This is a genomic window from Pseudomonas sp. S8 (assembly GCF_050473925.1).
GTDB classification, from domain to species: domain Bacteria; phylum Pseudomonadota; class Gammaproteobacteria; order Pseudomonadales; family Pseudomonadaceae; genus Aquipseudomonas; species Aquipseudomonas parakoreensis.
The window spans coordinates 5,686,351-5,708,749 of the sequence record NZ_JBFDVZ010000016.1 but is presented as its reverse complement, the minus strand read 5'-3'; the positions used below and the strand labels follow the sequence as shown (position 1 = coordinate 5,708,749).

General features: G+C 60.2%; 17 protein-coding genes. 8 read left to right on the top strand and 9 right to left on the bottom strand.

What is annotated here, in order from left to right; translation table 11 throughout:
* Positions 1 to 424: 424 nt before the first annotated feature.
* The 7 genes from AB1J88_RS26975 to AB1J88_RS26945 all read left to right on the top strand — a co-directional run bounded on the left by AB1J88_RS26975 (position 425) and on the right by AB1J88_RS26945 (position 12,449).
* Positions 425 to 2,476: a putative bifunctional diguanylate cyclase/phosphodiesterase gene (locus tag AB1J88_RS26975; RefSeq protein WP_041068421.1), complete on the top strand. Its 2,052-nt coding sequence runs from the start codon at positions 425 to 427 to the stop codon at positions 2,474 to 2,476.
* A 228-nt stretch (positions 2,477 to 2,704) separates the two neighbouring features.
* On the top strand, positions 2,705 to 4,048 hold the full coding sequence (locus AB1J88_RS26970) for an imelysin family protein (RefSeq protein WP_430292367.1): 1,344 nt from the start codon (positions 2,705 to 2,707) through the stop codon (positions 4,046 to 4,048).
* Positions 4,049 to 4,340: 292 nt separating this feature from the next.
* Positions 4,341 to 5,768, top strand: coding sequence for a di-heme oxidoredictase family protein (locus AB1J88_RS26965; protein ID WP_430292365.1), 1,428 nt, complete (start codon positions 4,341 to 4,343; stop codon positions 5,766 to 5,768).
* A 26-nt stretch (positions 5,769 to 5,794) separates the two neighbouring features.
* A complete protein-coding gene (locus AB1J88_RS26960) occupies positions 5,795 to 6,859 on the top strand; it encodes an imelysin family protein (protein WP_108183658.1) in 1,065 nt (354 codons plus the stop codon).
* 14 nt (positions 6,860 to 6,873) lie between these two features.
* The gene (locus AB1J88_RS26955; protein WP_430292363.1) at positions 6,874 to 7,974 is read left to right on the top strand and encodes a DUF1513 domain-containing protein; all 1,101 of its coding nucleotides are present in this window, start codon (positions 6,874 to 6,876) and stop codon (positions 7,972 to 7,974) included.
* Between the two features lie 283 nt (positions 7,975 to 8,257).
* Positions 8,258 to 9,406, top strand: a complete 1,149-nt coding sequence (locus tag AB1J88_RS26950) for an efflux RND transporter periplasmic adaptor subunit (RefSeq protein ID WP_430292361.1) — start codon at positions 8,258 to 8,260, stop codon at positions 9,404 to 9,406.
* Positions 9,407 to 9,419: 13 nt separating this feature from the next.
* Positions 9,420 to 12,449 (top strand): multidrug efflux RND transporter permease subunit, encoded by a 3,030-nt coding sequence (locus tag AB1J88_RS26945; RefSeq protein ID WP_430292360.1) that lies wholly within the window; start codon positions 9,420 to 9,422, stop codon positions 12,447 to 12,449.
* A 184-nt stretch (positions 12,450 to 12,633) separates the two neighbouring features.
* On the opposite strand, the gene AB1J88_RS26940 is transcribed toward AB1J88_RS26945, so the two are convergent.
* From AB1J88_RS26940 to colR, 5 genes are all read right to left on the bottom strand, one after another.
* Positions 12,634 to 12,861, bottom strand: coding sequence for a hypothetical protein (locus tag AB1J88_RS26940; RefSeq protein ID WP_041068407.1), 228 nt, complete (start codon positions 12,859 to 12,861; stop codon positions 12,634 to 12,636).
* 2 nt (positions 12,862 to 12,863) lie between these two features.
* On the bottom strand, positions 12,864 to 13,577 hold the full coding sequence (locus AB1J88_RS26935) for a lipopolysaccharide kinase InaA family protein (RefSeq protein WP_041068405.1): 714 nt from the start codon (positions 13,575 to 13,577) through the stop codon (positions 12,864 to 12,866).
* A 4-nt stretch (positions 13,578 to 13,581) separates the two neighbouring features.
* A complete protein-coding gene (locus AB1J88_RS26930) occupies positions 13,582 to 14,250 on the bottom strand; it encodes a class I SAM-dependent methyltransferase (RefSeq protein ID WP_041068703.1) in 669 nt (222 codons plus the stop codon).
* 151 nt (positions 14,251 to 14,401) lie between these two features.
* Positions 14,402 to 15,676, bottom strand: a complete 1,275-nt coding sequence (locus AB1J88_RS26925; RefSeq protein WP_041068403.1) for a sensor histidine kinase — start codon at positions 15,674 to 15,676, stop codon at positions 14,402 to 14,404.
* Positions 15,666 to 16,349 (bottom strand): two-component system response regulator ColR, encoded by a 684-nt coding sequence (gene colR, locus AB1J88_RS26920; protein WP_041068401.1) that lies wholly within the window; start codon positions 16,347 to 16,349, stop codon positions 15,666 to 15,668. Before colR ends, AB1J88_RS26925 begins: the two co-directional genes overlap by 11 nt.
* Positions 16,350 to 16,550: 201 nt before the next feature.
* On the opposite strand from colR, the gene AB1J88_RS26915 reads away from it, so the two are divergent.
* Positions 16,551 to 18,500: an LTA synthase family protein gene (locus tag AB1J88_RS26915; protein ID WP_041068398.1), complete on the top strand. Its 1,950-nt coding sequence runs from the start codon at positions 16,551 to 16,553 to the stop codon at positions 18,498 to 18,500.
* Between the two features lie 217 nt (positions 18,501 to 18,717).
* Here AB1J88_RS26915 and groL read toward each other — a convergent pair whose 3' ends face one another.
* The 4 genes from groL to AB1J88_RS26895 all read right to left on the bottom strand — a co-directional run bounded on the left by groL (position 18,718) and on the right by AB1J88_RS26895 (position 22,240).
* A complete protein-coding gene (gene groL / locus AB1J88_RS26910) occupies positions 18,718 to 20,364 on the bottom strand; it encodes a chaperonin GroEL (RefSeq protein ID WP_041068396.1) in 1,647 nt (548 codons plus the stop codon).
* A gap of 50 nt (positions 20,365 to 20,414) precedes the next feature.
* Entirely contained in the window at positions 20,415 to 20,708 is a 294-nt protein-coding gene (locus AB1J88_RS26905) for a co-chaperone GroES (RefSeq protein ID WP_003227685.1), read from the bottom strand.
* Between the two features lie 258 nt (positions 20,709 to 20,966).
* Complete coding sequence (locus AB1J88_RS26900; RefSeq protein ID WP_086791786.1) at positions 20,967 to 21,443, bottom strand: FxsA family protein; 477 nt, start codon at positions 21,441 to 21,443, stop codon at positions 20,967 to 20,969.
* Positions 21,444 to 21,508: 65 nt separating this feature from the next.
* On the bottom strand, positions 21,509 to 22,240 hold the full coding sequence (locus AB1J88_RS26895; protein ID WP_108183664.1) for a HugZ family protein: 732 nt from the start codon (positions 22,238 to 22,240) through the stop codon (positions 21,509 to 21,511).
* Between the last annotated feature and the right edge of the window lie 159 nt (positions 22,241 to 22,399).

Genomic DNA, 22,399 nt, shown 5'->3' with positions numbered 1-22,399 from the left:
GCCTTTGCTTTGTGTAGGAGCTGCCGCACCGTGCCACGATTTCTGGCGCCTCTGTTTTTCTGTAGGAGCTGCCGCAGGCTGCGATCTTTTGACTTTGATTTTTTAAAGCAAGATCAAAAGATCGCAGCCTTCGGCAGCTCCTACAGGAAATAGCGTTTTTCTCACGATGAACGTTGTCTGCGGCGGCTTGCCGGGGCAGCACATCGGACTAACATCAAACAGAGGAAAAATTGTCCCGCACCGCTCAAGTTGAGGGCCGAAACTACCGACACAGTACAAATAGAGCTGAGACTCCAGACAGCAGTATTTCGGCCAAGGCCACGGGCAAATGTTCCGAGGCTTGATTGTCCCTTTGACTGCCAACACGGGATTGCCAATACTCATGGCAACTTGACGCTACCCGCACGGAACAAGGAATAACCCTTTGAAGCTGGAACTCAAGAACAGCTTGTCGGTGAAGTTGCTCCGGGTCGTGCTCCTTTCGGCATTGATCGTCGGCGTGGTCTTGAGCTGCGCCCAGATTGTTTTCGATGCCTATAAAACCCGCCAGGCGGTGGCCGGCGATGCGCAGCGCATCCTCGACATGTTCCGCGATCCCTCGACGCAGGCTGTCTACAGCCTGGACCGGGAAATGGGCATGCAGGTGATTGAAGGCCTGTTCCAGGACGACGCCGTGCGCCAGGCCTCCATTGGCCACCCCAATGAAGCGATGCTCGCGCAAAAGTCCCGTGAGTTGCAGCACTCCAACAGCCGTTGGCTGACCGATCTGATCCTCGGTCAGGAACGCACCTTCACCACCCAATTGGTCGGTCGCGGCCCGTACAGCGAGTATTACGGCGACCTGAGCATCACCCTCGACACCGCCACCTATGGCGAGAGTTTCATTGTCAGTTCGGTGATCATTTTCATTTCCGGCGTATTGCGCGCCCTGGCCATGGGCCTGGTGCTGTATCTGGTCTATCACTGGCTGCTGACCAAGCCGCTGTCGCGGATCATCGAGCACCTCACCGAAATCAATCCCGATCGCCCCAGCGAGCACAAGATTCCGCAGCTCAAGGGCCATGAGAAAAACGAACTGGGGATCTGGATCAACACCGCCAACCAGTTGCTCGAATCCATCGAACGCAACACCCACCTGCGCCACGAAGCGGAAAACAGCCTGCTGCGCATGGCCCAGTACGACTTCCTCACCGGCCTGCCGAACCGCCAGCAATTGCAGCAGCAACTGGACAAGATTCTGGTGGACGCCGGCAAGCTGCAACGCCGGGTCGCGGTGCTGTGCGTGGGGTTGGATGATTTCAAAGGGATCAACGAGCAGTTCAGCTATCAGACCGGCGACCAGTTATTGCTGGCACTGGCCGACCGCCTGCGCGCCCACAGCGGTCGCCTTGGCGCCCTCGCCCGACTGGGTGGCGACCAGTTTGCGCTGGTGCAGGCCGATATCGAGCAGCCTTACGAGGCGGCAGAACTGGCGCAAAGCATCCTTGATGATCTGGAAGCGGCGTTTGACCTCGATCATCAACAAATCCGTCTGCGCGCGACCATCGGCATCACCCTGTTCCCCGAAGACGGCGACAGCACCGAGAAACTGTTGCAGAAAGCCGAGCAGACCATGACGCTGGCGAAGACCCGCTCGCGCAATCGCTATCAGTTCTACATCGCCAGCGTCGACAGCGAGATGCGCCGCCGTCGCGAACTGGAAAAAGACCTGCGCGATGCGCTGATTCGCGACCAGTTCTACCTCGTTTATCAGCCGCAGATCAGCTACCGCGATCACCGCGTGGTCGGGGTCGAAGCACTGATTCGCTGGCAGCATCCGGAACACGGTCTGGTGCCGCCGGACCTGTTCATTCCGCTGGCCGAACAGAACGGCACGATCATCGCCATCGGCGAGTGGGTGCTGGATCAGGCCTGCAAGCAATTACGCGAATGGCACGATCAGGGCTTCGTCGATCTGCGCATGGCGGTCAACCTGTCCACCGTGCAACTGCACCACGCCGAGTTGCCGCGAGTGGTCAACAACCTGCTGCAGATCTACCGTTTGCCGCCGCGCAGCCTGGAGCTGGAAGTCACCGAAACCGGCCTGATGGAAGACATCAGCACCGCCGCCCAGCATCTGCTGAGCCTGCGTCGTTCCGGGGCGCTGATCGCCATCGACGACTTCGGCACCGGCTATTCATCGCTGAGTTACCTGAAAAGCCTGCCGCTGGACAAGATCAAGATCGACAAGAGCTTCGTTCAGGACCTGCTGGATGACGACGACGATGCGACCATCGTTCGCGCCATCATTCAGCTGGGCAAGAGCCTGGGCATGCAGGTGATCGCCGAAGGCGTGGAAACCGCCGAGCAAGAGTCCTACATCATTTCCGAAGGCTGTCACGAAGGTCAGGGTTACCACTACAGCAAGCCGCTGCCGGCCCGGGAGCTGACGGCCTACCTCAAGCAAGCCCAACGCAGCAACGCGGCTATTTTATAAAGTCAAAAGATCGCAGCCTGCGGCAGCTCCTACAGGGATCGCATTCCCCTGTAGGAGCTGTCGAGTGAAACGAGGCTGCGATCTTTTGATCTGCGCCATCACACCGGCGTAAACAAGAAATATTTCCAGCCACAACCCTTTACACATAATGCGAAAGATTTGCATTATGTCGCAGCTTTGCGCACCCCCGCGCCCTGTCCATTCCATTACCGAAGCAGGATGTTCGCCATGATTCGTATGCCTCTGGCTACCGCCAGTCTGCTGGCCATCGCTATTTCCCTCGCCGGTTGCGGCGAAGGCAAAGACAAGGCTGCCGCCCCGGCCGCGCCGACGCCGGCCGCCAGCACCGCCGCTGTACCGGCCCCCGCCGCTGCCGGTAAAGTCGATGAAGCCGCCGCCAAGGCAGTGGTTGCGCACTACGCGGACATGGTCTTCGCCGTCTACAGCGATGCCGAATCCACTGCGAAAACCCTGCAAACCGCGGTCGACGCGTTCCTCGCCAAGCCGAACGCCGACACCCTGAAAGCCGCTCGTGCAGCCTGGGTCGCTGCGCGCGTGCCTTACCTGCAGAGCGAAGTGTTCCGCTTCGGCAACACCATCATCGACGACTGGGAAGGTCAGGTGAACGCCTGGCCGCTGGACGAAGGCCTGATCGACTACGTCGACAAGTCCTACGAACACGCACTGGGCAACCCGGGGGCCACCGCCAACATCATCGCCAACACTGAAGTGCAGGTCGGCGAAGACAAGGTCGACGTGAAAGACATCACTCCGGAAAAACTCGCCAGCCTCAACGAGCTGGGCGGTTCCGAAGCCAACGTCGCCACTGGCTACCATGCGATCGAATTCCTGCTCTGGGGCCAGGACCTGAACGGCACCGGCCCGGGCGCCGGCAACCGTCCGGCGTCGGACTACCTGGAAGGCGCAGGCGCCACCGGCGGTCACAACGATCGTCGCCGTGCCTACCTCAAAGCCGTGACCCAACTGTTGGTCAGCGACCTGGAAGAAATGGTCGGCAACTGGAAGCCGAACGTGGCTGACAACTACCGCGCCACCCTGGAAGCCGAGCCAGCTGAAAGCGGCCTGCGCAAAATGCTGTTCGGCATGGGCAGCCTGTCCCTGGGTGAACTGGCGGGCGAGCGCATGAAAGTTTCGCTGGAAGCCAACTCGCCGGAAGACGAACAGGATTGCTTCAGCGACAACACCCACAACTCGCACTTCTACGATGCCAAAGGCATTCGTAACGTGTACCTGGGCGAGTACACCCGTGTTGATGGCAGCAAGATGACCGGCGCCAGCCTGTCGTCGCTGGTGGCCAAGGCTGACCCGGCTGCCGACACCGCGCTGAAAGCCGATCTGGCCGCTACCGAAGCCAAGATCCAGGTCATGGTCGATCACGCCAACAAGGGTGAGCACTACGACCAGTTGATCGCTGCGGGCAACACCGCCGGCAATCAGATCGTGCGTGACGCCATCGCCGCGCTGGTCAAGCAGACCGGTTCGATCGAAGCCGCTGCCGGCAAGCTGGGCATCAGCGACCTGAACCCGGACAACGCTGATCACGAGTTCTGATCACGCGCGTCTGCGTCAAAAAAGGCGACCTTCGGGTCGCCTTTTTCATGCCTGCTTTTTGCGGTGATGCTGATGGCCTCATCGCTGGCAAGCCAGCTCCCACAGGTTTCGCGGTGTTCACACACCCCGGGTACAACACAAATACTGTGGGAGCTGGCTTGCCAGCGATGGCTGCGCCTCGGTCTCGAGTGAAACCCTGCCGCAAATCAAGCAAACGATAATTCCTCTTATTCAAACTCCCCCGCCCTGTTAGACTTTGCGCCTTTGTTTTCGCCCGCCCGCAGGATGTCTGATGCCCTCGCTGCTGCTTCGCTTGTCCGCACTGTTTCTGGCCCTGGGCCTGAGTGCCTGCGATGACGCCCCGCGCTTTACCAAGGCTGAGCCCGGTGAAGCGCGTTCGGGCGGGGCGACGACTGTGCGCAAGACCGATCAGAATGCGTTCTCGCTGCCTTCGGCCAATCTACCGCCGTCGCGTCGGGTCGACTTCAGTGTCGGCAACAGTTTCTTCCGCAGTCCGTGGGTGATCGCCCCGTCGACCACCACCGCCCGCGATGGCCTCGGCCCGTTGTTCAACACCAACGCCTGCCAGAACTGCCACATCAAGGATGGTCGTGGACATCCGCCAACGCCGGATGCGGCGAACGCGGTGTCGATGCTGGTGCGCCTGTCGATTCCTGATTCGCCGGCCTATGCCAACGTCATCGAGCAACTCGGCGTGGTGCCGGAGCCGATCTACGGGGGGCAGTTCCAGGACATGGCCGTGCCCGGTGTCACGCCCGAAGGCAAGGTGCGCGTCGAGTACACCCCGCTGCCGATTCGTTTCAAGGACGGCACCGAAGTGGAGCTGCGCAAACCGGTTCTGCAATTCACTCAGTTGGGCTACGGCCCGATGCACCCGGACACGCGTTTCTCGGCCCGGGTTGCGCCGCCGATGATCGGCCTCGGCCTGCTCGAAGCCATTCCCGAAGAAGCGATCCTCGCCAACGCCGCCGCGCAGGCCAAAGAGAACAACGGCATCAATGGCCGAGCGAATCGAGTATGGGATGACGCATTGCAGAAGACCGTCATGGGTCGATTCGGCTGGAAAGCCGGGCAACCCAATCTCAATCAGCAGAATGTCCACGCGTTTTCCGGAGACATGGGCCTCACGACCAGCCTGCGCCCCTTCGATGACTGCACCGACGCACAAACTGCGTGCAAACAGGCGCCGAACGGCAATGGCCCGGACGGCGAGCCGGAAGTCAGCGACAACATCCTGCGTCTGGTGCTGTTCTACACACGCAACCTCGCAGTGCCGGCACGTCGTGGCGTCAATGACGAACAAGTGCTGGCCGGCAAGAACCTGTTCTTCCAGGCCGGCTGCCAGTCCTGTCACACCCCTCAATACACCACCGCCGCCAACGCCGCCGAACCTGAATTGGCCAATCAAGTGATTCGCCCGTACAGCGATCTGCTGCTGCACGACATGGGCGACGGCCTGGCCGACCACCGCAGCGAATTCCAGGCCTCCGGCCGCGACTGGCGCACCCCGCCGTTGTGGGGCATTGGCCTGACGCAGGCAGTCAGTGGTCACACCCAGTTTCTGCATGACGGCCGCGCCCGCAACCTGCTCGAAGCCGTGCTCTGGCATGGCGGCGAAGCGCAGCAGGCGCAGCAACAGGTTTTGTCTTTCAACGCCGAGCAGCGTGCTGCGCTGCTGGCGTTCTTGAACTCACTTTAAACACTTAAAAGAATCGGGAGCCCGACATGTTCCGTCCCAAGTTGTTGTTCACCAGCCTTGCCGCACTCGCCCTCGGCGCCTGCTCGCCGCAGGACCCGCAAGCAGTCACGTCGGCGGCCATCGCCAAATCGGTGATCCTGCCCACCTACACCCGTTGGGTCGAAGCCGACAAGCAACTGGCGGTCAGCGCCCTCGCCTACTGCCAAGGCAAGGAAACCCTGGAAACCGCCCGCGCCGACTTCCTGCACGCGCAGAAAGCCTGGGCCGAGCTGCAACCGCTGCTGATCGGGCCATTGGCCGAGGGCAACCGTTCGTGGCAGGTGCAATTCTGGCCGGACAAGAAAAACCTCGTTGGTCGTCAGGTCGAGCAACTGGTCACCGCCCAGCCGCAGATCGACGCCGCCGCACTGGCCAAATCCAGCGTGGTGGTACAGGGCCTGTCGGCGTACGAGTACATCCTTTTCGATGAAAAGCCGGACGTCGCCAACGCCGAGCAGAAAGCCAAGTACTGCCCGTTGCTGATCGCCATCGGCGAGCGTCAGAAGCAACTGGCCGAGGAGATTCTGCAGAGCTGGAACAACACCGACGGCATGCTCGCGCAGATGAGCAAATTCCCCAACCAGCGCTACGCCGACTCCCACGAAGCGATTGCCGATCTGCTGCGCGTTCAGGTTACCGCCCTCGACACCCTGAAGAAAAAACTCGGCACGCCAATGGGCCGTCAGAGCAAGGGTGTGCCGCAACCGTTCCAGGCCGATGCATGGCGTAGCCAGTCGTCGCTGACCGCGCTGGAAGCCAGTCTGGCAGCGGCCAAAACCGTCTGGGAAGGCGTCGACAACAAGGGCCTGCGCGGTCTGTTGCCGGCCGAGCAGAAACCGTTGGCAGACAAAATCGACGCCGCTTACGCCGCGTCGCTGGAGCTGTTCGGCAGCACGCAGCGCTCGCTGACCGAAATGCTCCAGGACGACGCCGGTCGTCAACAACTCAACGATCTCTACGACAGCCTCAACGTCGTCCATCGCCTGCACGAAGGCGAACTGGCCAAGGCGCTGGGCATCCAACTGGGCTTCAACGCCAACGACGGTGACTGATGAGGGCAAGTGCCATGCTGCGACGCCAGGCTCTGACTTTAGGTAGTTTGCTGCTGGGAGCAGTGACACTGGGCGGCTGGACGCTGTTCAAGCGCAAGGATCAGAGCCCGCTGTTGCTCTCGGCGCGCGATGACACCGACGGCAAGCATTACGCCGTCGGTTATCGGCTGGACGGTACGCGAGTGTTCGCCACCGAAGTCGGCCAGCGTTGTCACGACATCATCAACCACCCGACGCTGCCGATCGCGCTGTTCGTCGCCCGCCGCCCGGGCACCGAGAGCTACCTGATCGACCTGCGCGACGGGACCTTGCTGCAAACCGTGACCTCGCAGCCGAACCGGCATTTCTACGGCCACGCCGTGGTGCACAAGGACGGCGAATACCTGTACGCCACCGAGAACGACACCACTGATCCGGGGCGTGGCCTGCTCGGGGTGTACAGGTTCGAAGGCGAGCGGCTGGTGCACAGCGGCGAGATTTCCACCCATGGCCTCGGCCCGCATCAGGTGTCGTGGATGCCCGATGGCGAAACCCTGGTGGTGGCCAACGGCGGGATCCGCACCGAGGCCGAAAGCCGCGTCGACATGAACCTCAACGCCATGGAACCGAGCCTGGTGCTGATGCAGCGCAACGGTACCCTGCTGAGCAAGGAAACCCTTGCGCAGCAGATGAACAGCGTGCGCCACCTGGGCATTGCCAGCGACGGCACCATCGTCGCCGGCCAGCAGTTCATGGGCGCGTCGCATGAGCGTTCCGAGCTGTTGGCGATCAAGCGTCCGGGCCAGCCTTTCGTGGCATTCCCGGTGCCGGAGCATCAGTTGCAGTCGATGGGGCATTACACCGCCAGCGTTGCGGTGCACAGTGAACTGCGTCTGGTGGCGTTGACCGCACCGCGCGGCAACCGCTTCTTCATCTGGGACCTGGACAGCGGCGAAGTGCGCCTCGACGCGCCGCTGCCCGATTGCGCCGGTGTTGGTGCGGTGAAGGACGGCTTCGTCGTGACCTCGGGTCAGGGCCGTTGCCGTTACTACGATTGCCGCCAGGATCAACTGCTGGCCAAGCCGCTGGAATTGCCGGCGGGGCTCTGGGACAACCATCTGCACTTGATCGCATAACCCACCTGTTCTGAGTACGACTCATAACCTGTGGCGAGGGGATTTATCCCCGATCGGCTGCGCAGCAGTCGCAAAACCATCGCACACGGTTCAATTGACAGACCGCGGTGTCAGGTTTTGGGGCGGCTTCGCCACCCATCGGGGATGAATCCCCTCACCACAGGTTCAGTGTTCAGACTTCTTCACTCCGTCCTCCCCTGTAATAACTGGCAGTTGGAATCCCCACCTGAGTCGGGGTAATGTGCCCGCCTGTCTCACCTGATTTATCCAAGGAACTGGAAAAATGCTGCGTCGCCGCATGCTGATCATGTTGGGTGTTGTCTTGCTGGTCGTCCTGGTATTGGGCGGGTACAAAGCCTTTTCGATCTACACCATGATCCAGGGCTTTGCCAAACCGAAACCGCCGATCAGCGTCGCCGTGGCTCGCGCTACCGAACAGCCGTGGCAGATGCGTTTGCCCACCGTCGGTTCGCTCAAGGCCTTGCAAGGCGTCGAGCTGAGTCTTGAAGTCGCCGGCACCGTCACTGAACTCAAATTCGAATCCGGACAGAAGGTCAAGGCCGGGCAGCCACTGCTGCAGCTCGACAGTGCCGTCGAAGCCGCCCTGCTGGAAACCGCCAAGGCGGATCTGGGCCTGGCGCAACTGGATTTCGGCCGTGGCAGCCAGTTGATCGACAGCCGTGCCATCTCCAAAGGTGAATACGACCGGCTCTCGGCGGTGCTGCAAAAGGAGCGGGCCACGGTCAATCAGCTCAATGCAGCACTGGCGAAAAAGCGCATCGTCGCGCCGTTCAGCGGCACCATCGGGATTCGCCAGGTCGACATCGGCGACTACCTCGCCAGCGGCACTAAAATCGCCACCCTGCAGGATCTGAGCAGCCTCTACGCCGACTTCTATGTGCCGGAGCAATCGGTGCCAAAACTGGCTATCGGCCAACCGGTGCAGATCGGTGTCGCGGCCTATCCCGGACAGACCTTCCCCGGCGCCATCAGCGCGATCAACCCGATTGTCGAGAGCACCACGCGCAATATTCTGGTGCGCGCGACCCTGGCCAACCCCGACGGCAAGTTGCTGCCGGGCATGTTTGCCAGCCTCGACGTGCTGCTGCCCGATCCACAGCAACACATCGTGGTGCCGGAAAGCGCGATCACCTACACCCTCTACGGCAACTCGCTGTATGTGGTCGGGCAACAGAAGGCCGAGGATGGCAGCGTGATCAAGGACGACCAGGGCCAGCCGGTGCTGATCGCCGAACGCCGTTTCATCGAGACCGGTGAACGCCGCGATGGCCTGGTAATGATCAACAAGGGCGTGCAGAGCGGTGAACAAGTGGTGACCGCCGGCCAGATCAAACTGGACAACGGCGCACACATTGCCATCAGCGACGACAAGACCTTCGGCGAGCAGAACAGTCCGCCCCGCGCTGACTGATCAAGGAATCCCCATGGCTTTTACCGATCCGTTCATCCGCCGCCCGGTGCTCGCCACCGTGGTCAGCCTGCTGATTGTGCTGCTGGGTTTCCAGTCCTGGAGCAAACTGCCGCTGCGCCAATACCCGCAAATGGAAAACGCCCTGATCACGGTGACCACCGCCTACCCCGGGGCGAACGCCGAGACCATTCAGGGCTACATCACCCAACCGATGCAGCAAAGCCTGGCCAGCGCCGAAGGCATCGACTACATGACCTCGGTCAGCCGTCAGAACTTCTCGGTGATCTCGATCTACGCGCGCATCGGTTCCAACACCGACCGTTTGTTCACCGAACTGCTGGCCAAGGCCAACGAGGTGAAGAACAAACTGCCGCAAGACGCCGAAGACCCGGTGTTGAGCAAGGAATCAGCCGACGCCTCGGCGCTGATGTACATCAGTTTCTTCAGCAAGGATTTGAGCAACCCGCAGATCACCGACTACCTGTCGCGGGTGATCCAGCCGAAACTGGCGACCCTGCCGGGCATGGCCGAAGCGGAGATTCTCGGCAATCAGGTGTTCGCCATGCGCCTGTGGCTCGACCCGGTGAAGCTCGCCGGTTTCGGCCTCAGCGCCAGCGATGTGACCAACGCCGTGCGCCAGTACAACTTCCTCTCCGCCGCCGGCGAGGTGAAGGGCGAATACGTGGTGACCAGCATCAACGCCAACACCGAACTGAAATCCGCCGAAGCCTTCGCGGCGATTCCGCTCAAGGTCAGTGGCGACAGCCGCGTGCTGCTCAGTGACGTGGCGCGGGTCGAGATGGGCGCGGAAAACTACGATTCGATCAGCTCGTTCGGCGGCACGCCGTCGGTGTACATCGGCATCAAGGCCACGCCCGGGGCCAACCCGCTGGACGTGATCCGCGAAGTGCGCAAGCTGATGCCGGAGCTGGAAGCGCAGCTGCCGCCCAACCTCAAGAGCGAGATTGCCTACGACGCCACGCTGTTTATTCAGGCCTCGATCGATGAAGTGGTGAAAACCCTGTTCGAAGCGGTGCTGATCGTCATCGTGGTGGTGTTCCTGTTCCTCGGCGCGTTGCGCTCGGTGGTGATCCCGGTGGTGACCATCCCGCTGTCGATGATCGGCGTGATGTTCTTCATGCAGATGATGGGCTACTCGATCAACCTGCTGACCCTGCTGGCAATGGTGCTGGCCATCGGTCTGGTGGTGGACGACGCGATCGTGGTGGTGGAGAACATCCACCGGCATATCGAGGAAGGCAAGACGCCGCTGGAGGCCGCACTGGAAGGCGCACGGGAAATCGCCATGCCGGTGGTGTCGATGACCATCACCCTGGCGGCGGTGTATGCGCCGATCGGCTTCCTCACCGGACTGACCGGGGCCTTGTTCAAGGAGTTCGCCCTGACCCTGGCCGGTGCCGTGGTGATTTCCGGGATTGTCGCCCTGACCCTGTCGCCGATGATGTGCGCCCTGCTGTTGCGCCACGAAGAAAACCCCAGTGGCCTGGCACACCGCCTCGACCGCATTTTCGACAGCCTCAAACGCCGCTACCAGAGCATGCTCCACGGCACCTTGAACACGCGGCCGGTGGTGCTGGTGTTCGCAGTGATCGTGCTGTGCCTGATCCCGGTGTTTCTAAAGTTCACCAAGTCGGAACTGGCACCGGATGAGGATCAGGGCATCATCTTCATGATGGCCACGGCCCCCCAGCCGACCAACCTCGATTACCTGAGCACCTACACCGACGAATTCATCAAGATCTTCAAGGAGTTTCCGGAGTACTACTCCTCGTTCCAGATCAACGGCTACAACGGCGTGCAGGCGGGCATCGGTGGCTTCCTGCTCAAGCCGTGGAACGAGCGCAGCCGCACGCAGATGCAGATCCTGCCCGAGGTGCAAGGCAAACTGGCGAGTATCCCCGGCCTGCAGATTTTCGGCTTCAACCTGCCCTCCTTGCCCGGCACCGGTGAAGGTTTGCCGTTCGAATTCGTGGTCAATACCGCCAACGACTACGAATTGCTGCTGCAAGTGGCCGACCGGATCAAGAAACGTGCGATGGAGTCGGGTAAGTTCGCCTTCGTCGACCTCGACCTGGCATTCGACAAACCGGAAGTGGTGGTCGATATCGACCGTGCCAAAGCCGCGCAGATGGGCGTGTCGATGCTCGACCTGGGCGGCACCCTGGCGACGCTGCTGGGTGAGGCGGAAATCAACCGTTTCACCATCGAAGGCCGCAGTTACAAGGTGATTGCCCAGGTCGAGCGACCGTACCGCGAAAACCCCGGCTGGCTGAACAACTACTACGTGAAGAACACCCAGGGCGAGCTGCTGCCGCTGTCGACCCTGATCAAGGTCAGCGACCGGGCGCGACCGCGCCAGCTCAACCAGTTCCAGCAACTCAACGCGGCGAAGATTTCCGGATTCCCGCTGGTCAGCATGGGCGAGGCCATCGACACCGTGCTGCAGATCGCCCGGGAAGAAGCGCCGGCGGGTTTCGCTTTCGACTATGGTGGCGCCTCGCGCCAGTACGTGCAGGAAGGCAGCGCCCTGTGGGTAACCTTCGCCCTCGCGTTGGCGATTATTTTCCTGGTGCTGGCGGCGCAGTTCGAAAGCTTCCGCGACCCGTTGGTGATTCTGGTGACGGTGCCGCTGTCGATCTGTGGTGCGTTGATTCCGCTGTTCCTTGGCTGGTCGAGCATGAACATCTACACCCAGGTCGGTCTGGTGACATTGATCGGGTTGATCAGCAAGCACGGGATCCTGATCGTCGAATTCGCCAACCAGTTACGCAAGGACAAAGGCCTGACCGCGCGCGAAGCGGTCGAGGAAGCCGCGGCAATCCGCTTGCGCCCGGTGTTGATGACCACGGCGGCGATGGTGTTCGGCATGGTGCCGTTGATTCTGGCGACCGGTGCCGGTGCGGTGAGCCGGTTTGATATCGGCATGGTGATTGCCACGGGGATGTCGATCGGCACCTTGTTTACCCTGTTCGTTTTGCCATGCATCTACACCCTGCTGGCCAAACCTGATCCAAAGCCATGACCTGACCCCTGTAGGAGCTGCCGAAGGTTCGGGCCGCGTTCGGACGATCTTTTGATTTTGTTTTTAAAAGCCGAGATCAAGATCAAAAGATCGCAGCCTTCGGCAGCTCCTACACAGGGGATTTTCATTCATGCATAAAAAAGGCCTCGCATCTGCGAGGCCTTTCATTTTGGCTTCAATCGGTTCAACTCTGTGGCCTCATCCCTTGAGAAAGTCCGAACATGAACAACAACAGATCATGGTCGGGTTTAGTCGCCACGGTGGCTTTCGCCACCCGTGGTACTGCGCAGTGAGCATCGCCGGTAGTGGCACCGATCACCTGCATGCGGGGCTGCTCCCAGGCCGCCACCGCCAATGAAGCAACTGCCAAGGCTCCAACCAAAAACAAACCTCGTGCAATTTCGAGTTTCATCGCTATAAACCTTTGATAGCGCTGCCAAACGCCGTCTCATAAAAGTAGACGAGTTTTTTCCAGTCCGTGTCGCTGAACGACGAATGGCGACGCAATTGCTTCATGTCATGGGAGGCCGCGCGATAAGCGGTCAGACGCTGGCGGCATTTTTCCAGATCGATCAATGCCACCTCGACCTGCGCCGCGTCGCCCTCACCGGTCACCCGTACAAATACGTGTTTGATGTAGATACAGCTGTGCTGCCAGCGGCCCTTGTGCATGCGCGCGAGGTTTTCTGCCAGGTCCTTGAGCACGCGCTCGTAGACGGCTTCGCCGTATTGCGCACGACCACCGGCGGCTTCCCACTTTTCAAGTTCGTCGAAGCCGTCCAGTGACTTGGTCACCAACAGCGCACGCCACTTGTATTGCGGATCGGGCTGCGCGCCGCAGAAGACGATTTGCGGGACGCGGACGCCGAGACGGCTGACGCCGGTCAGCGCATCCAGCTCGCGCAAGACCGTCGGACGGCCGAAAGGATGCAACCAGCTGCGATAGATATGTCCGGTCTGGCGCTTGGCATACAGTAACTGGCCGTCACGGCCCACGACCCGTTGCACACCACTTTCCCCGCCACGGCGTACGTTGGGCTCTTCCACCCATTCACCGCGCTGGTTCCAGTAGTAATCGAAGCGATCCTGGGGAGCGACTTCCGTTTCTGCTGCTATTTGCACCACCATCCTGTTACCTCTTGCGTAATACGTAAACCCGCCACATGGCATAGAGCGGGATAAAATCGAGTTGTTCCTGAATGCGAAAACCTGCTTCTTCGAATTCTTTTTCAACTGTCACAGCCGGTAACACAAACCGGTTCTGGTAACCTTCCTGCCCGCGACGCCGCTCGGCGCGCTTGCGTTTCCAGGCCTTGAAATTACCGTCCACCCACAACGAAATGATGACGCTATCACGGGTGACGCGCTCGAACTCGCGCAGAATCGCCCGCCGGTGCTCGGCTTCACCGATGTGATGCAGCAACCGCATGCAGAAAATGCTGTCGACGGCGTTATCGGGCAAAGCAATGTCGAACGCTGACGTGTGCAAAGGTTGTACCCGTTTCACGACGTCAGCCGGTTGCGATTGCATCGCGGTCTTGATCATCGACTCGGAATTGTCCGCACCAATGATCACCCGGTTGGGTTTTTCCGCCAGCAACGGCCAGAAACGCCCTGCACCGCACGGCAGATCCAGAACCAGCCCCGGCTCGCCGGCCAGCGTCAACGCCTTGCGGGCCAACTGCTCGTCCCGCCAGTGAGACAACCGACGACCTAGACCGTCCTGATGCTTGCGCAAATATTTTTGTGCATGCTGGTCATCATACTTTTCGGAAAAATCGAGCTTGATCGGTCTGCTCATCATGGGGGCTCCTGATTGACTGATACCCTTACCATAGGTAGTGGCATGTCAGCGTCAGGTCGTCCCTATGTGAAAATTACGTCAGGTAAACCGACAAATTATTACAGGGTTTTACACGCGAAAAGCAATAGCGCGGGGCCATCAACGATCTTCAGCGCTTGCCCAGCGTGACCTCGAAGCGGCAACCATTAGGCTCCATGGTGCTCAACGTCACCTCCCAGCCCTGGTTTTCACAGATTCGCTGCACCAGTGACAAGCCCAGCCCCAAGCCTTCACCGCGCTTTTCATTGCCACGCACGAAGGGCTGGAACATGGCTTCGCGTTTTTCCTCGGGAATACCCACACCCGAGTCTTCGACGACGAAACCGTTGTCGTTGAGTGTCAGGCGAATGAATCCATGTTCGGTGTAGTGACAGGCATTGCGCAGCAGATTACCCATGACTGCGCTGAGCAGGGTGGCATTGAAGCAGGTGTCCGGCGGGTTGCCCGACTCGTACATCAGTCGCAGCCCTTTCGACTCGATCGGTTCACGCCAGATACCCAGCAGTCCGTCAGCCACCTGGGCAAGGGTCTGCTGCGGCGCGGAACCGGCGTCTTCCCGCTGAGCGCGGGCGAGCATCAAGAAGGTCTGCACCAGTTCGCGCATTTCCTCGCTGGCTCGGGCAATTCGCTCGACCTGGGCCCGACCGCGCTGATCCAGCCCCGGGTTTTCCAGAAGCAGCTCGCAGGAACTGGCCAACACCATCAACGGCGTACGCAGTTCGTGGCTGACATCGCTGGTGAACAGCCGCTCGCGGGTCAGTGCCTGCCGCAGACGCCCGAGCGTGGCATCGAACGCCACCGCCAGTTCGCCGACCTCATCCGCCGCATAATCCGGCGCCAGGGGTGGCGCCAGCCCCAGCAATTGATCGCGGTGGCGCACTTGCCGCGCCAGGCGCACCACTGGCGCCATGACCTTGCGCGCCAACACCCAGCCGAGAAACACCGCCAGCGCCAGACTGAGCACAAAACCCACCAGCACCACGGCAAACAGCACGCGTTCACGTTCTTCGAAATCGCTTTGATCCTGCAGCAGGACATAACGACGGCCGTCGACGATCTCGACCATCGCGTGATAAGACAACTGCTCGCGGAACACTTCGTGGAAGCCCGCATCAAGGTGACGCAGATCCTTGGGCAGCTCGAAATCGCCTGGCCCACCGCTGAAATAGAACAACTGATCCGGTTCCGGGCGATGGCTCCAGTCCGAGACGTTGTCCATCAGCAACAGACGTTGCAGGTCGCCGCCCAGCCCCGCCGAAATCAGTTTTTCCTCCACCAGGTGCACGGTCGCCACAATACCCATGGCGAAGGCCCCGGCCACCAGCGCACTCATCAGCGCAAAGGCGATGATGATCCGCTGTGAAAGGCTTTGCTTAAACTCCATCACGCCCCTCGGCCAGGCGGTAACCCACGCCGTGCACGGTTTGCAGCAACGGTTTGGCGAAGGGCTTGTCGATCACCTGACGCAATTGATGGACATGGCTGCGCAGGCTGTCGCTGTCCGGGCAGTCATCGCCCCACAGCGCTTCTTCGAGAATTTCCCGCCGCAGGACGTGAGGGCTCTTCTGCATCAACACCGCCAGCAGTTTGAGGCCGACCGGGTTGAGCTTGAGCAGCTTGCCCTCGCGGGTCACTTCCAGGGTGTCGAGGTCGTAGCTCAGGTCACCGACCTGCAGCGCACGGCGTCCGCCACCCTGAGTCCGGCGCATGACGGCCTCGACGCGCGCCGCCAGTTCGGACAGGGCAAACGGCTTGACCAGGTAATCGTCGGCCCCGGACTTGAAGCCCTGCAGACGATCGTCCAGTTGATCGCGGGCGGTGAGCATGATCACCGGCGTGTCGCGCCGCGCGTCTTCACGCAGGCGCTTGCACAGGGTGTAGCCATCGATCCCGGGCAACATGATGTCGAGCACAATCAGGTCGTAATGCTCGGTGGCCGCCAGATGCAAGCCCGACAAACCGTCCTGGGCGCAATCGACGGTATAGCCTTTGAGCCCCAGGTAATCGGCCAGATTGGCCAGGATATCGCGGTTGTCTTCGACCAATAGAATTCGCATTGGCATTTCCTCCGTACAGTAACGGCCGTCTTGGCCCGCGCAGCTTAAGGCCTACGCCGGTTCAGGGCTAGGGCCGGCATACGCGCAAGTCCATTTGCCCGGACAAATTAAATAATTAACAAAGTTTTCACTATCGATTCACAACCTGATTACAGTGACGCCGCGACACTCGCGCGCCATTGATATAAGGAAAACGAGACAATGGACTCTTTCAAGACAGCGCCCATGCGCTTTCTGCTGCTGATCACCGGCGCCTGGCTGGTCATTTTTCTCCTGACGCGAGCAGTCCTGCTGCTGACTCACCTGGATGAGGCCGGTGGCCTCGCCCTTTCCGTGTTCGGCATCGGTGCGCTGTATGACCTGGGGTTCCTTGCCTACGCGGCACTGCCAATGGGCCTGTACCTGCTGCTCTGCCCGCCGGGCCTGTGGCGTCGTCGCGGACATCGCGGATTCCTGCGCGTCCTGCTGACGATCAGCCTGTTCGCCATGTTGTTCGTGGCGGTGGCCGAATGGCTGTTCTGGGACGAGTTCGGCGTACGCTTCAACTTCATCGCCGTCGATTACCTGGTGTACTCCGACGAAGTGCTGAACAACGTCCTCGAATCCTACCCGATCGGCAAACTGCTGAGCCTCCTCGCCGTATTGGCCGTTGTCATCAGTTTCGCTTTGCGCAAGCCGTTCAATGCCGCCATGAATGCTCCGCTGCCAGCGCTGCGCGGACGTCTGCTCAGTGCCTTGGGCCTGTTGATCGTCGCGGGCCTTAGCCTGCAACTGCTCAGCCAGGACGCCCCTCGTGCCCAGGGCGGCAACGCCTACCAGAACGAACTGGCCAGCAACGGTCCGTATCAGTTCTTCGCCGCGTTCCGTAACAATGAACTGGACTACACCCAGTTCTACAAAAGCCTGCCGGCGGAAAAAGTCGCCAGCCAGATCCGTTCCGAGCTGAGTGAAAGCGACGCGCGCTTCATTGGCAAAGATCCACAGGACATCCGCCGGGTGATCGACAACCCGGGCACCCCGCGCAAGCCGAACATCGTGCTGGTGACCATCGAAAGCCTGAGCGCCAAGTACCTGGGCAGCAACGGCGACGGGCGCAACCTGACGCCGAACCTCGACGCCTTGCGCAAGCAGAGTCTGTACTTCAATAACTTCTACGCCACCGGCACCCGCACCGACCGCGGTCTGGAAGCCATCACCCTGGCCATCCCGCCAACGCCGGGCCGCTCGATCGTCAAGCGCATCGGTCGTGAGAGCGGTTTCGCCAGCCTTGGCCAACAGCTCAGCGCCGTAGGTTACGACAGTGTGTTCGTTTACGGCGGACGCGGTTACTTCGACAACATGAACGCGTTCTTCAGCGGCAACGGCTATCGCGTCGTCGATCAGAGCAGCGTCGATGAAGCCGAAATCCACTTCAAAAACGCCTGGGGCATGGCCGACGAAGATCTGTATCGCCAGACCCTGAAACTGGCGGACGCCGACTACGCCAAACAGCAGCCGTTTCTGCTGCAACTGATGACCACCTCAAACCATCGCCCTTACACCTACCCGGACAACCGCATCGACATCAAGTCCGGAAACGGCCGCGATGGCGCGGTGAAGTACACCGACTATGCGATTGGCCAGTTCCTCGAGCAGGCGCGGCAGAAACCGTGGTTCGACAATACGATCTTCATTTTCGTCGCTGACCACACTGCAGGCAGTGCCGGTAAAGAAGACTTGCCGATCACCAACTATCAGATCCCGCTGTTCATCTACGCGCCGAAAATGATCGAGGCTCGCGAAAGCGCGCAACTGGCCAGCCAGATCGATCTGGCCCCGACGCTGCTGGGCTTGCTGAACCTGGATTACACCTCGACGTTCTTCGGCCGCAACCTGTTGCAGGACAACCCGCTGCCACCGCGCGTGGTGGTCGGCAACTATCAACATCTGGGCCTGTTCGATGGCAAGGATCTGGCGATCCTCAGTCCGCGCCAGGGCTTGCGCCGGCATGACGATGCGTTGACCGAGAGCCGTGAATCGCGGGTCAGCAGTGACGACCCGCTGATTACCCGCGCGATCACCTATTACCAGACCGCCAGTTATGGCTTCAAACAGCAGTTGCTGAGCTGGAAGCCTGTGAAAGAAGAGGCTCCGCAGGTCAGTGATCGTTAACTGAAGATGGACATCGTTGTGTCAGTCAGCCTCTGTGTTGACTGACATGACGCCATCGCTGGCGAGCCAGCTCCCACAAGGATTGCGCTAAACCTGTGGGAGCTGGCTTGCCAGCGATGGGCGCACCTCGGTATAGCGCCAACGACAAATCGAAGGCAATAAAAAACCCCGCCTGCTCATCGCAGGCGGGGTTTTTCGTTACAGGGGTAAGGCTGGCTTACATCATGCCGCCCATGCCACCCATGCCGCCCATGTCTGGCATACCGCCGCCAGCCGAGCCTTCTTTCTTCGGTGCATCAGCAACAGCTGCTTCGGTGGTCAGGATCAGACCGCCGATCGAGGCTGCAGCTTGCAGAGCGGAACGGGTGACCTTGGTTGGGTCCAGGATGCCCATTTCGATCATGTCGCCGTATTCGCCGGAAGCAGCGTTGTAACCGAAGTTACCTTTGCCGTTCTTCACTTCGTTGACCACTACGCTTGGCTCGTCACCGGAGTTGGCAGCGATCTGACGCAGCGGCGCTTCAACGGCGCGACGCAGTACAGCGATACCGACGTTCTGGTCAGCGTTGTCGCCGGTCAGTTCGGTCAGGGCTTCCAGAGCACGGATCAGCGCAACGCCACCGCCAGGTACCACGCCTTCTTCAACGGCTGCACGGGTTGCGTGCAGGGCGTCTTCAACGCGGGCCTTCTTCTCTTTCATTTCAACTTCGGAACCAGCGCCAACCTTGATCACTGCAACGCCGCCGGACAGTTTGGCCAGACGCTCTTGCAGTTTTTCACGGTCGTAGTCCGAGGAAGTTTCGGCAACCTGAGCACGGATCTGAGCGATACGCGCCTGGATGTCGGCTTCAACGCCAGCACCGTCAACGATGATGGTGTTTTCCTTGGACAGGGTCACACGCTTGGCGTTACCCAGGTGCTCCAGGGTGGTGCTTTCCAGGCTCAGGCCGATCTCTTCGGAGATCACGGTACCGCCAGTCAGAACGGCGATGTCCTGCAGCATGGCCTTGCGACGGTCGCCGAAGCCTGGAGCCTTGACGGCTGCAACCTTGACGATGCCACGCATGTTGTTCACAACCAGAGTCGCCAGGGCTTCGCCTTCAACGTCTTCGGCAACGATCAGCAGTGGACGGCCGGCTTTGGCAACGGCTTCCAGCACTGGCAGCATTTCGCGGATGTTCGAGATCTTCTTGTCGACCAGCAGGATCAGCGGGCCGTCGAGCTCGGCCACCATGGTGTCCGGCTTGTTGACGAAGTACGGGGACAGGTAGCCACGGTCGAACTGCATGCCTTCTACAACCGACAGTTCGTTTTCCAGGCCCGAGCCTTCTTCAACGGTGATCACGCCTTCTTTACCGACCTTTTCCATGGCTTCGGCAATGATGTCGCCGATGGAGTTGTCGGAGTTGGCGGAGATGGTGCCGACCTGAGCGATTGCCTTGGTGTCAGCGCATGGCTTGGACAGGGCTTTCAGCTCTTTGACGATGGCGATGGTGGCTTTATCGATACCGCGCTTCAGGTCCATCGGGTTCATGCCGGCAGCGACGGCTTTCAGGCCTTCGTTGACGATCGACTGAGCCAGAACGGTCGCGGTGGTAGTACCGTCACCAGCGTCATCGTTGGCACGGGAGGCAACGTCTTTGACCAGCTGCGCGCCCATGTTTTCGAAGCGATCTTCGAGTTCGATTTCCTTGGCGACGGAAACGCCGTCCTTGGTGATGGTCGGAGCGCCGAAGCTCTTCTCGAGGATCACGTTACGGCCTTTCGGGCCCAGGGTCGCTTTTACCGCGTCAGCCAGAACGTTGACGCCTTTGAGCATCTTGGAGCGGGCGGCATCGCCGAACTTAACTTCTTTAGCAGCCATGATCGATATTCCTTAAATACTTTGTAGTAACGGGAAAATGAGCGGGGAAATCAGCCTTCCAGTACAGCGAGAATCTCGTTCTCAGCCATTACCAGCAGGTCTTCGCCGTCGACTTTCACAGTGTTGCTGCCGGAGTAAGGACCGAACACAACCTTGTCGCCGACTTTAACGGCCAGCGCACGCACTTCACCGTTTTCCAGAGTCTTGCCTGGGCCTGCAGCGACGATCACACCGTGGTTGGCTTTTTCAGCAGCCGAACCTGGCAGGACGATACCGCCAGCGGTTTTCTTTTCTTCTTCGCTGCGACGGATGACGACGCGGTCATGCAGAGGACGAAGCTTCATTGTCGATCTCTCCTAATTGTGGTTTTCATCGGCCGGTGTAGTCCCGGCGGGTTTAACAAATCCGGCCTGCGCCGGTTGCGGTTTGTCGAGCAAACCGCGGAAGTCTGTCCGGCTTGAATGCCGGAAACCTTTCGGTGACCGATACATAAGGGCGCATAAGCTTATTACAAGGGCGGGGACAGAAATTTTTTCATCATGTGCCCCTTGAATGCCGCGCATAAAGAAACGGCACCCGAAGGTGCCGTGTCGATGCAGGGGTTACTGGCTGTCGCGATGTTCGAACTCGCCTTCGATCACATCACCCTCGCGACCCAGAGGCTGACGCGGTGCAGGACCACCACGCGGTTGCAGGTCGTCGGCGAAAGCACGCTGACGGATGGCCTGCTCCTCGGCGCGCTGGCGCATCTTGTTCGCCAGCAGGCGACGGGTGAACGGCAACAACATCACCAGACCGACCACGTCACTGACGAAACCCGGCAGGATCAGCAGGCCACCGGCCAGTGCCAGCATCAGGCCTTCAAGCATGGTCTGCGCGGGCAGTTCACCGCGATTCAGGCTTTCACGGGCACGCAGTGCCGTGGCCAGACCGGCGATGCGCAGCACGAACACGCCGAACATCGAGCCGAGAATGATCAGCAGCAGGGCCGGGAAAAACCCGATCGCCCCTGCCACTTTGACGAATACGAACAGCTCCAGCACCGGAAACAGCAGAAAGAGCAACAAAAAAGGGCGCATCAAAGATTCCTCAACGCAAGAAATGCCTTGCAGTAAGCCTTAGATGACGTCGCCCTTTCGTGAATTCAAGCGTCGGCCACTGCATTTTTTGGCCAGACCTCGGCGTGAGCCAGAGAAACCAAGGCCTCGCGCACTTGTATCGGCGTATGACAAGGCGCTGGAAACGGCAGCCAATACAGTGCCTGACCGATGCGCAGGTGCATGCCTTCGCTGTCGATTCCGGCCAGTTGCGCCGGTACGGTTTGCGGCAATCCGCTGAGTTCCACGTAATGCGCGATGGCTTGGGCGTGATCGCTGTTCATATGCTCGACCATGCTGATTTCCGCCTTGCCGGCAAACGGGTTGGCCAGGGTCAACTGATCGACCCAGTGAATCGCGCCGAAACCGCCGATGTAGCGGTGACGTACCGGGTTGAGCACCCAGAAATCAAAATCGTGAGCCTTGTGGTAATTCTGCGAATCGGGGAAATAACGGTAGTAACGCTCGGCGGCGGCTTCGATAGCCGCCGGTTCTTCGAGCTTTTGCGCCTCGGCCAGATAGGTCAGGCGACCAACGGCCTGCACGTCGTCGGCCTCGCGTTCCCCCACCAGCAGCGAACACTTCGGGTCTTTCTGCAGGTTGTGAGTGTGCTGGGCGATGCGGCTGATCAGGATCAGCGGCCGGCCTTGCTCGTCCAGACAATACGGCACCACTGAGCCGAACGGGAAACCGGGCATCGATTTGGAGTGGGTCGACAATACGCCACGGTATTCCTTGAGAAGCAATTCTCGGGCATTCTTGGCCGCTTCAACGCTCAATTTATGACTCCTTAAATAGAATCCGTCGAAAAAACGGACAGGCGCCGGGGGATAAGTCCCTGTAGCGCCATCGGGCAATGCTCATGTGCAATCTGGCCATACCGGCACAGATCGAGCGTCGCCAATAACAAAAACCACTCAGACCGGCTATCGGGGCAT

What these genes read in the sequence shown, in the direction of transcription:
- AB1J88_RS26970 (WP_430292367.1), top strand. Translation starts at nt 2,705, where the DNA reads ATGATTCGTATGCCTCTGGCTACCGCCAGTCTGCTGGCCATCGCTATT.
- AB1J88_RS26965 (WP_430292365.1), top strand. Translation starts at nt 4,341, where the DNA reads ATGCCCTCGCTGCTGCTTCGCTTGTCCGCACTGTTTCTGGCCCTGGGC.
- AB1J88_RS26960 (WP_108183658.1), top strand. Translation starts at nt 5,795, where the DNA reads ATGTTCCGTCCCAAGTTGTTGTTCACCAGCCTTGCCGCACTCGCCCTC.
- AB1J88_RS26955 (WP_430292363.1), top strand. Translation starts at nt 6,874, where the DNA reads ATGCTGCGACGCCAGGCTCTGACTTTAGGTAGTTTGCTGCTGGGAGCA.
- AB1J88_RS26950 (WP_430292361.1), top strand. Translation starts at nt 8,258, where the DNA reads ATGCTGCGTCGCCGCATGCTGATCATGTTGGGTGTTGTCTTGCTGGTC.
- AB1J88_RS26945 (WP_430292360.1), top strand. Translation starts at nt 9,420, where the DNA reads ATGGCTTTTACCGATCCGTTCATCCGCCGCCCGGTGCTCGCCACCGTG.
- AB1J88_RS26940 (WP_041068407.1), bottom strand. Translation starts at nt 12,861, where the DNA reads ATGAAACTCGAAATTGCACGAGGTTTGTTTTTGGTTGGAGCCTTGGCA.
- AB1J88_RS26935 (WP_041068405.1), bottom strand. Translation starts at nt 13,577, where the DNA reads ATGGTGGTGCAAATAGCAGCAGAAACGGAAGTCGCTCCCCAGGATCGC.
- AB1J88_RS26930 (WP_041068703.1), bottom strand. Translation starts at nt 14,250, where the DNA reads ATGAGCAGACCGATCAAGCTCGATTTTTCCGAAAAGTATGATGACCAG.
- AB1J88_RS26925 (WP_041068403.1), bottom strand. Translation starts at nt 15,676, where the DNA reads ATGGAGTTTAAGCAAAGCCTTTCACAGCGGATCATCATCGCCTTTGCG.
- colR (WP_041068401.1), bottom strand. Translation starts at nt 16,349, where the DNA reads ATGCGAATTCTATTGGTCGAAGACAACCGCGATATCCTGGCCAATCTG.
- AB1J88_RS26915 (WP_041068398.1), top strand. Translation starts at nt 16,551, where the DNA reads ATGGACTCTTTCAAGACAGCGCCCATGCGCTTTCTGCTGCTGATCACC.
- groL (WP_041068396.1), bottom strand. Translation starts at nt 20,364, where the DNA reads ATGGCTGCTAAAGAAGTTAAGTTCGGCGATGCCGCCCGCTCCAAGATG.
- AB1J88_RS26905 (WP_003227685.1), bottom strand. Translation starts at nt 20,708, where the DNA reads ATGAAGCTTCGTCCTCTGCATGACCGCGTCGTCATCCGTCGCAGCGAA.
- AB1J88_RS26900 (WP_086791786.1), bottom strand. Translation starts at nt 21,443, where the DNA reads ATGCGCCCTTTTTTGTTGCTCTTTCTGCTGTTTCCGGTGCTGGAGCTG.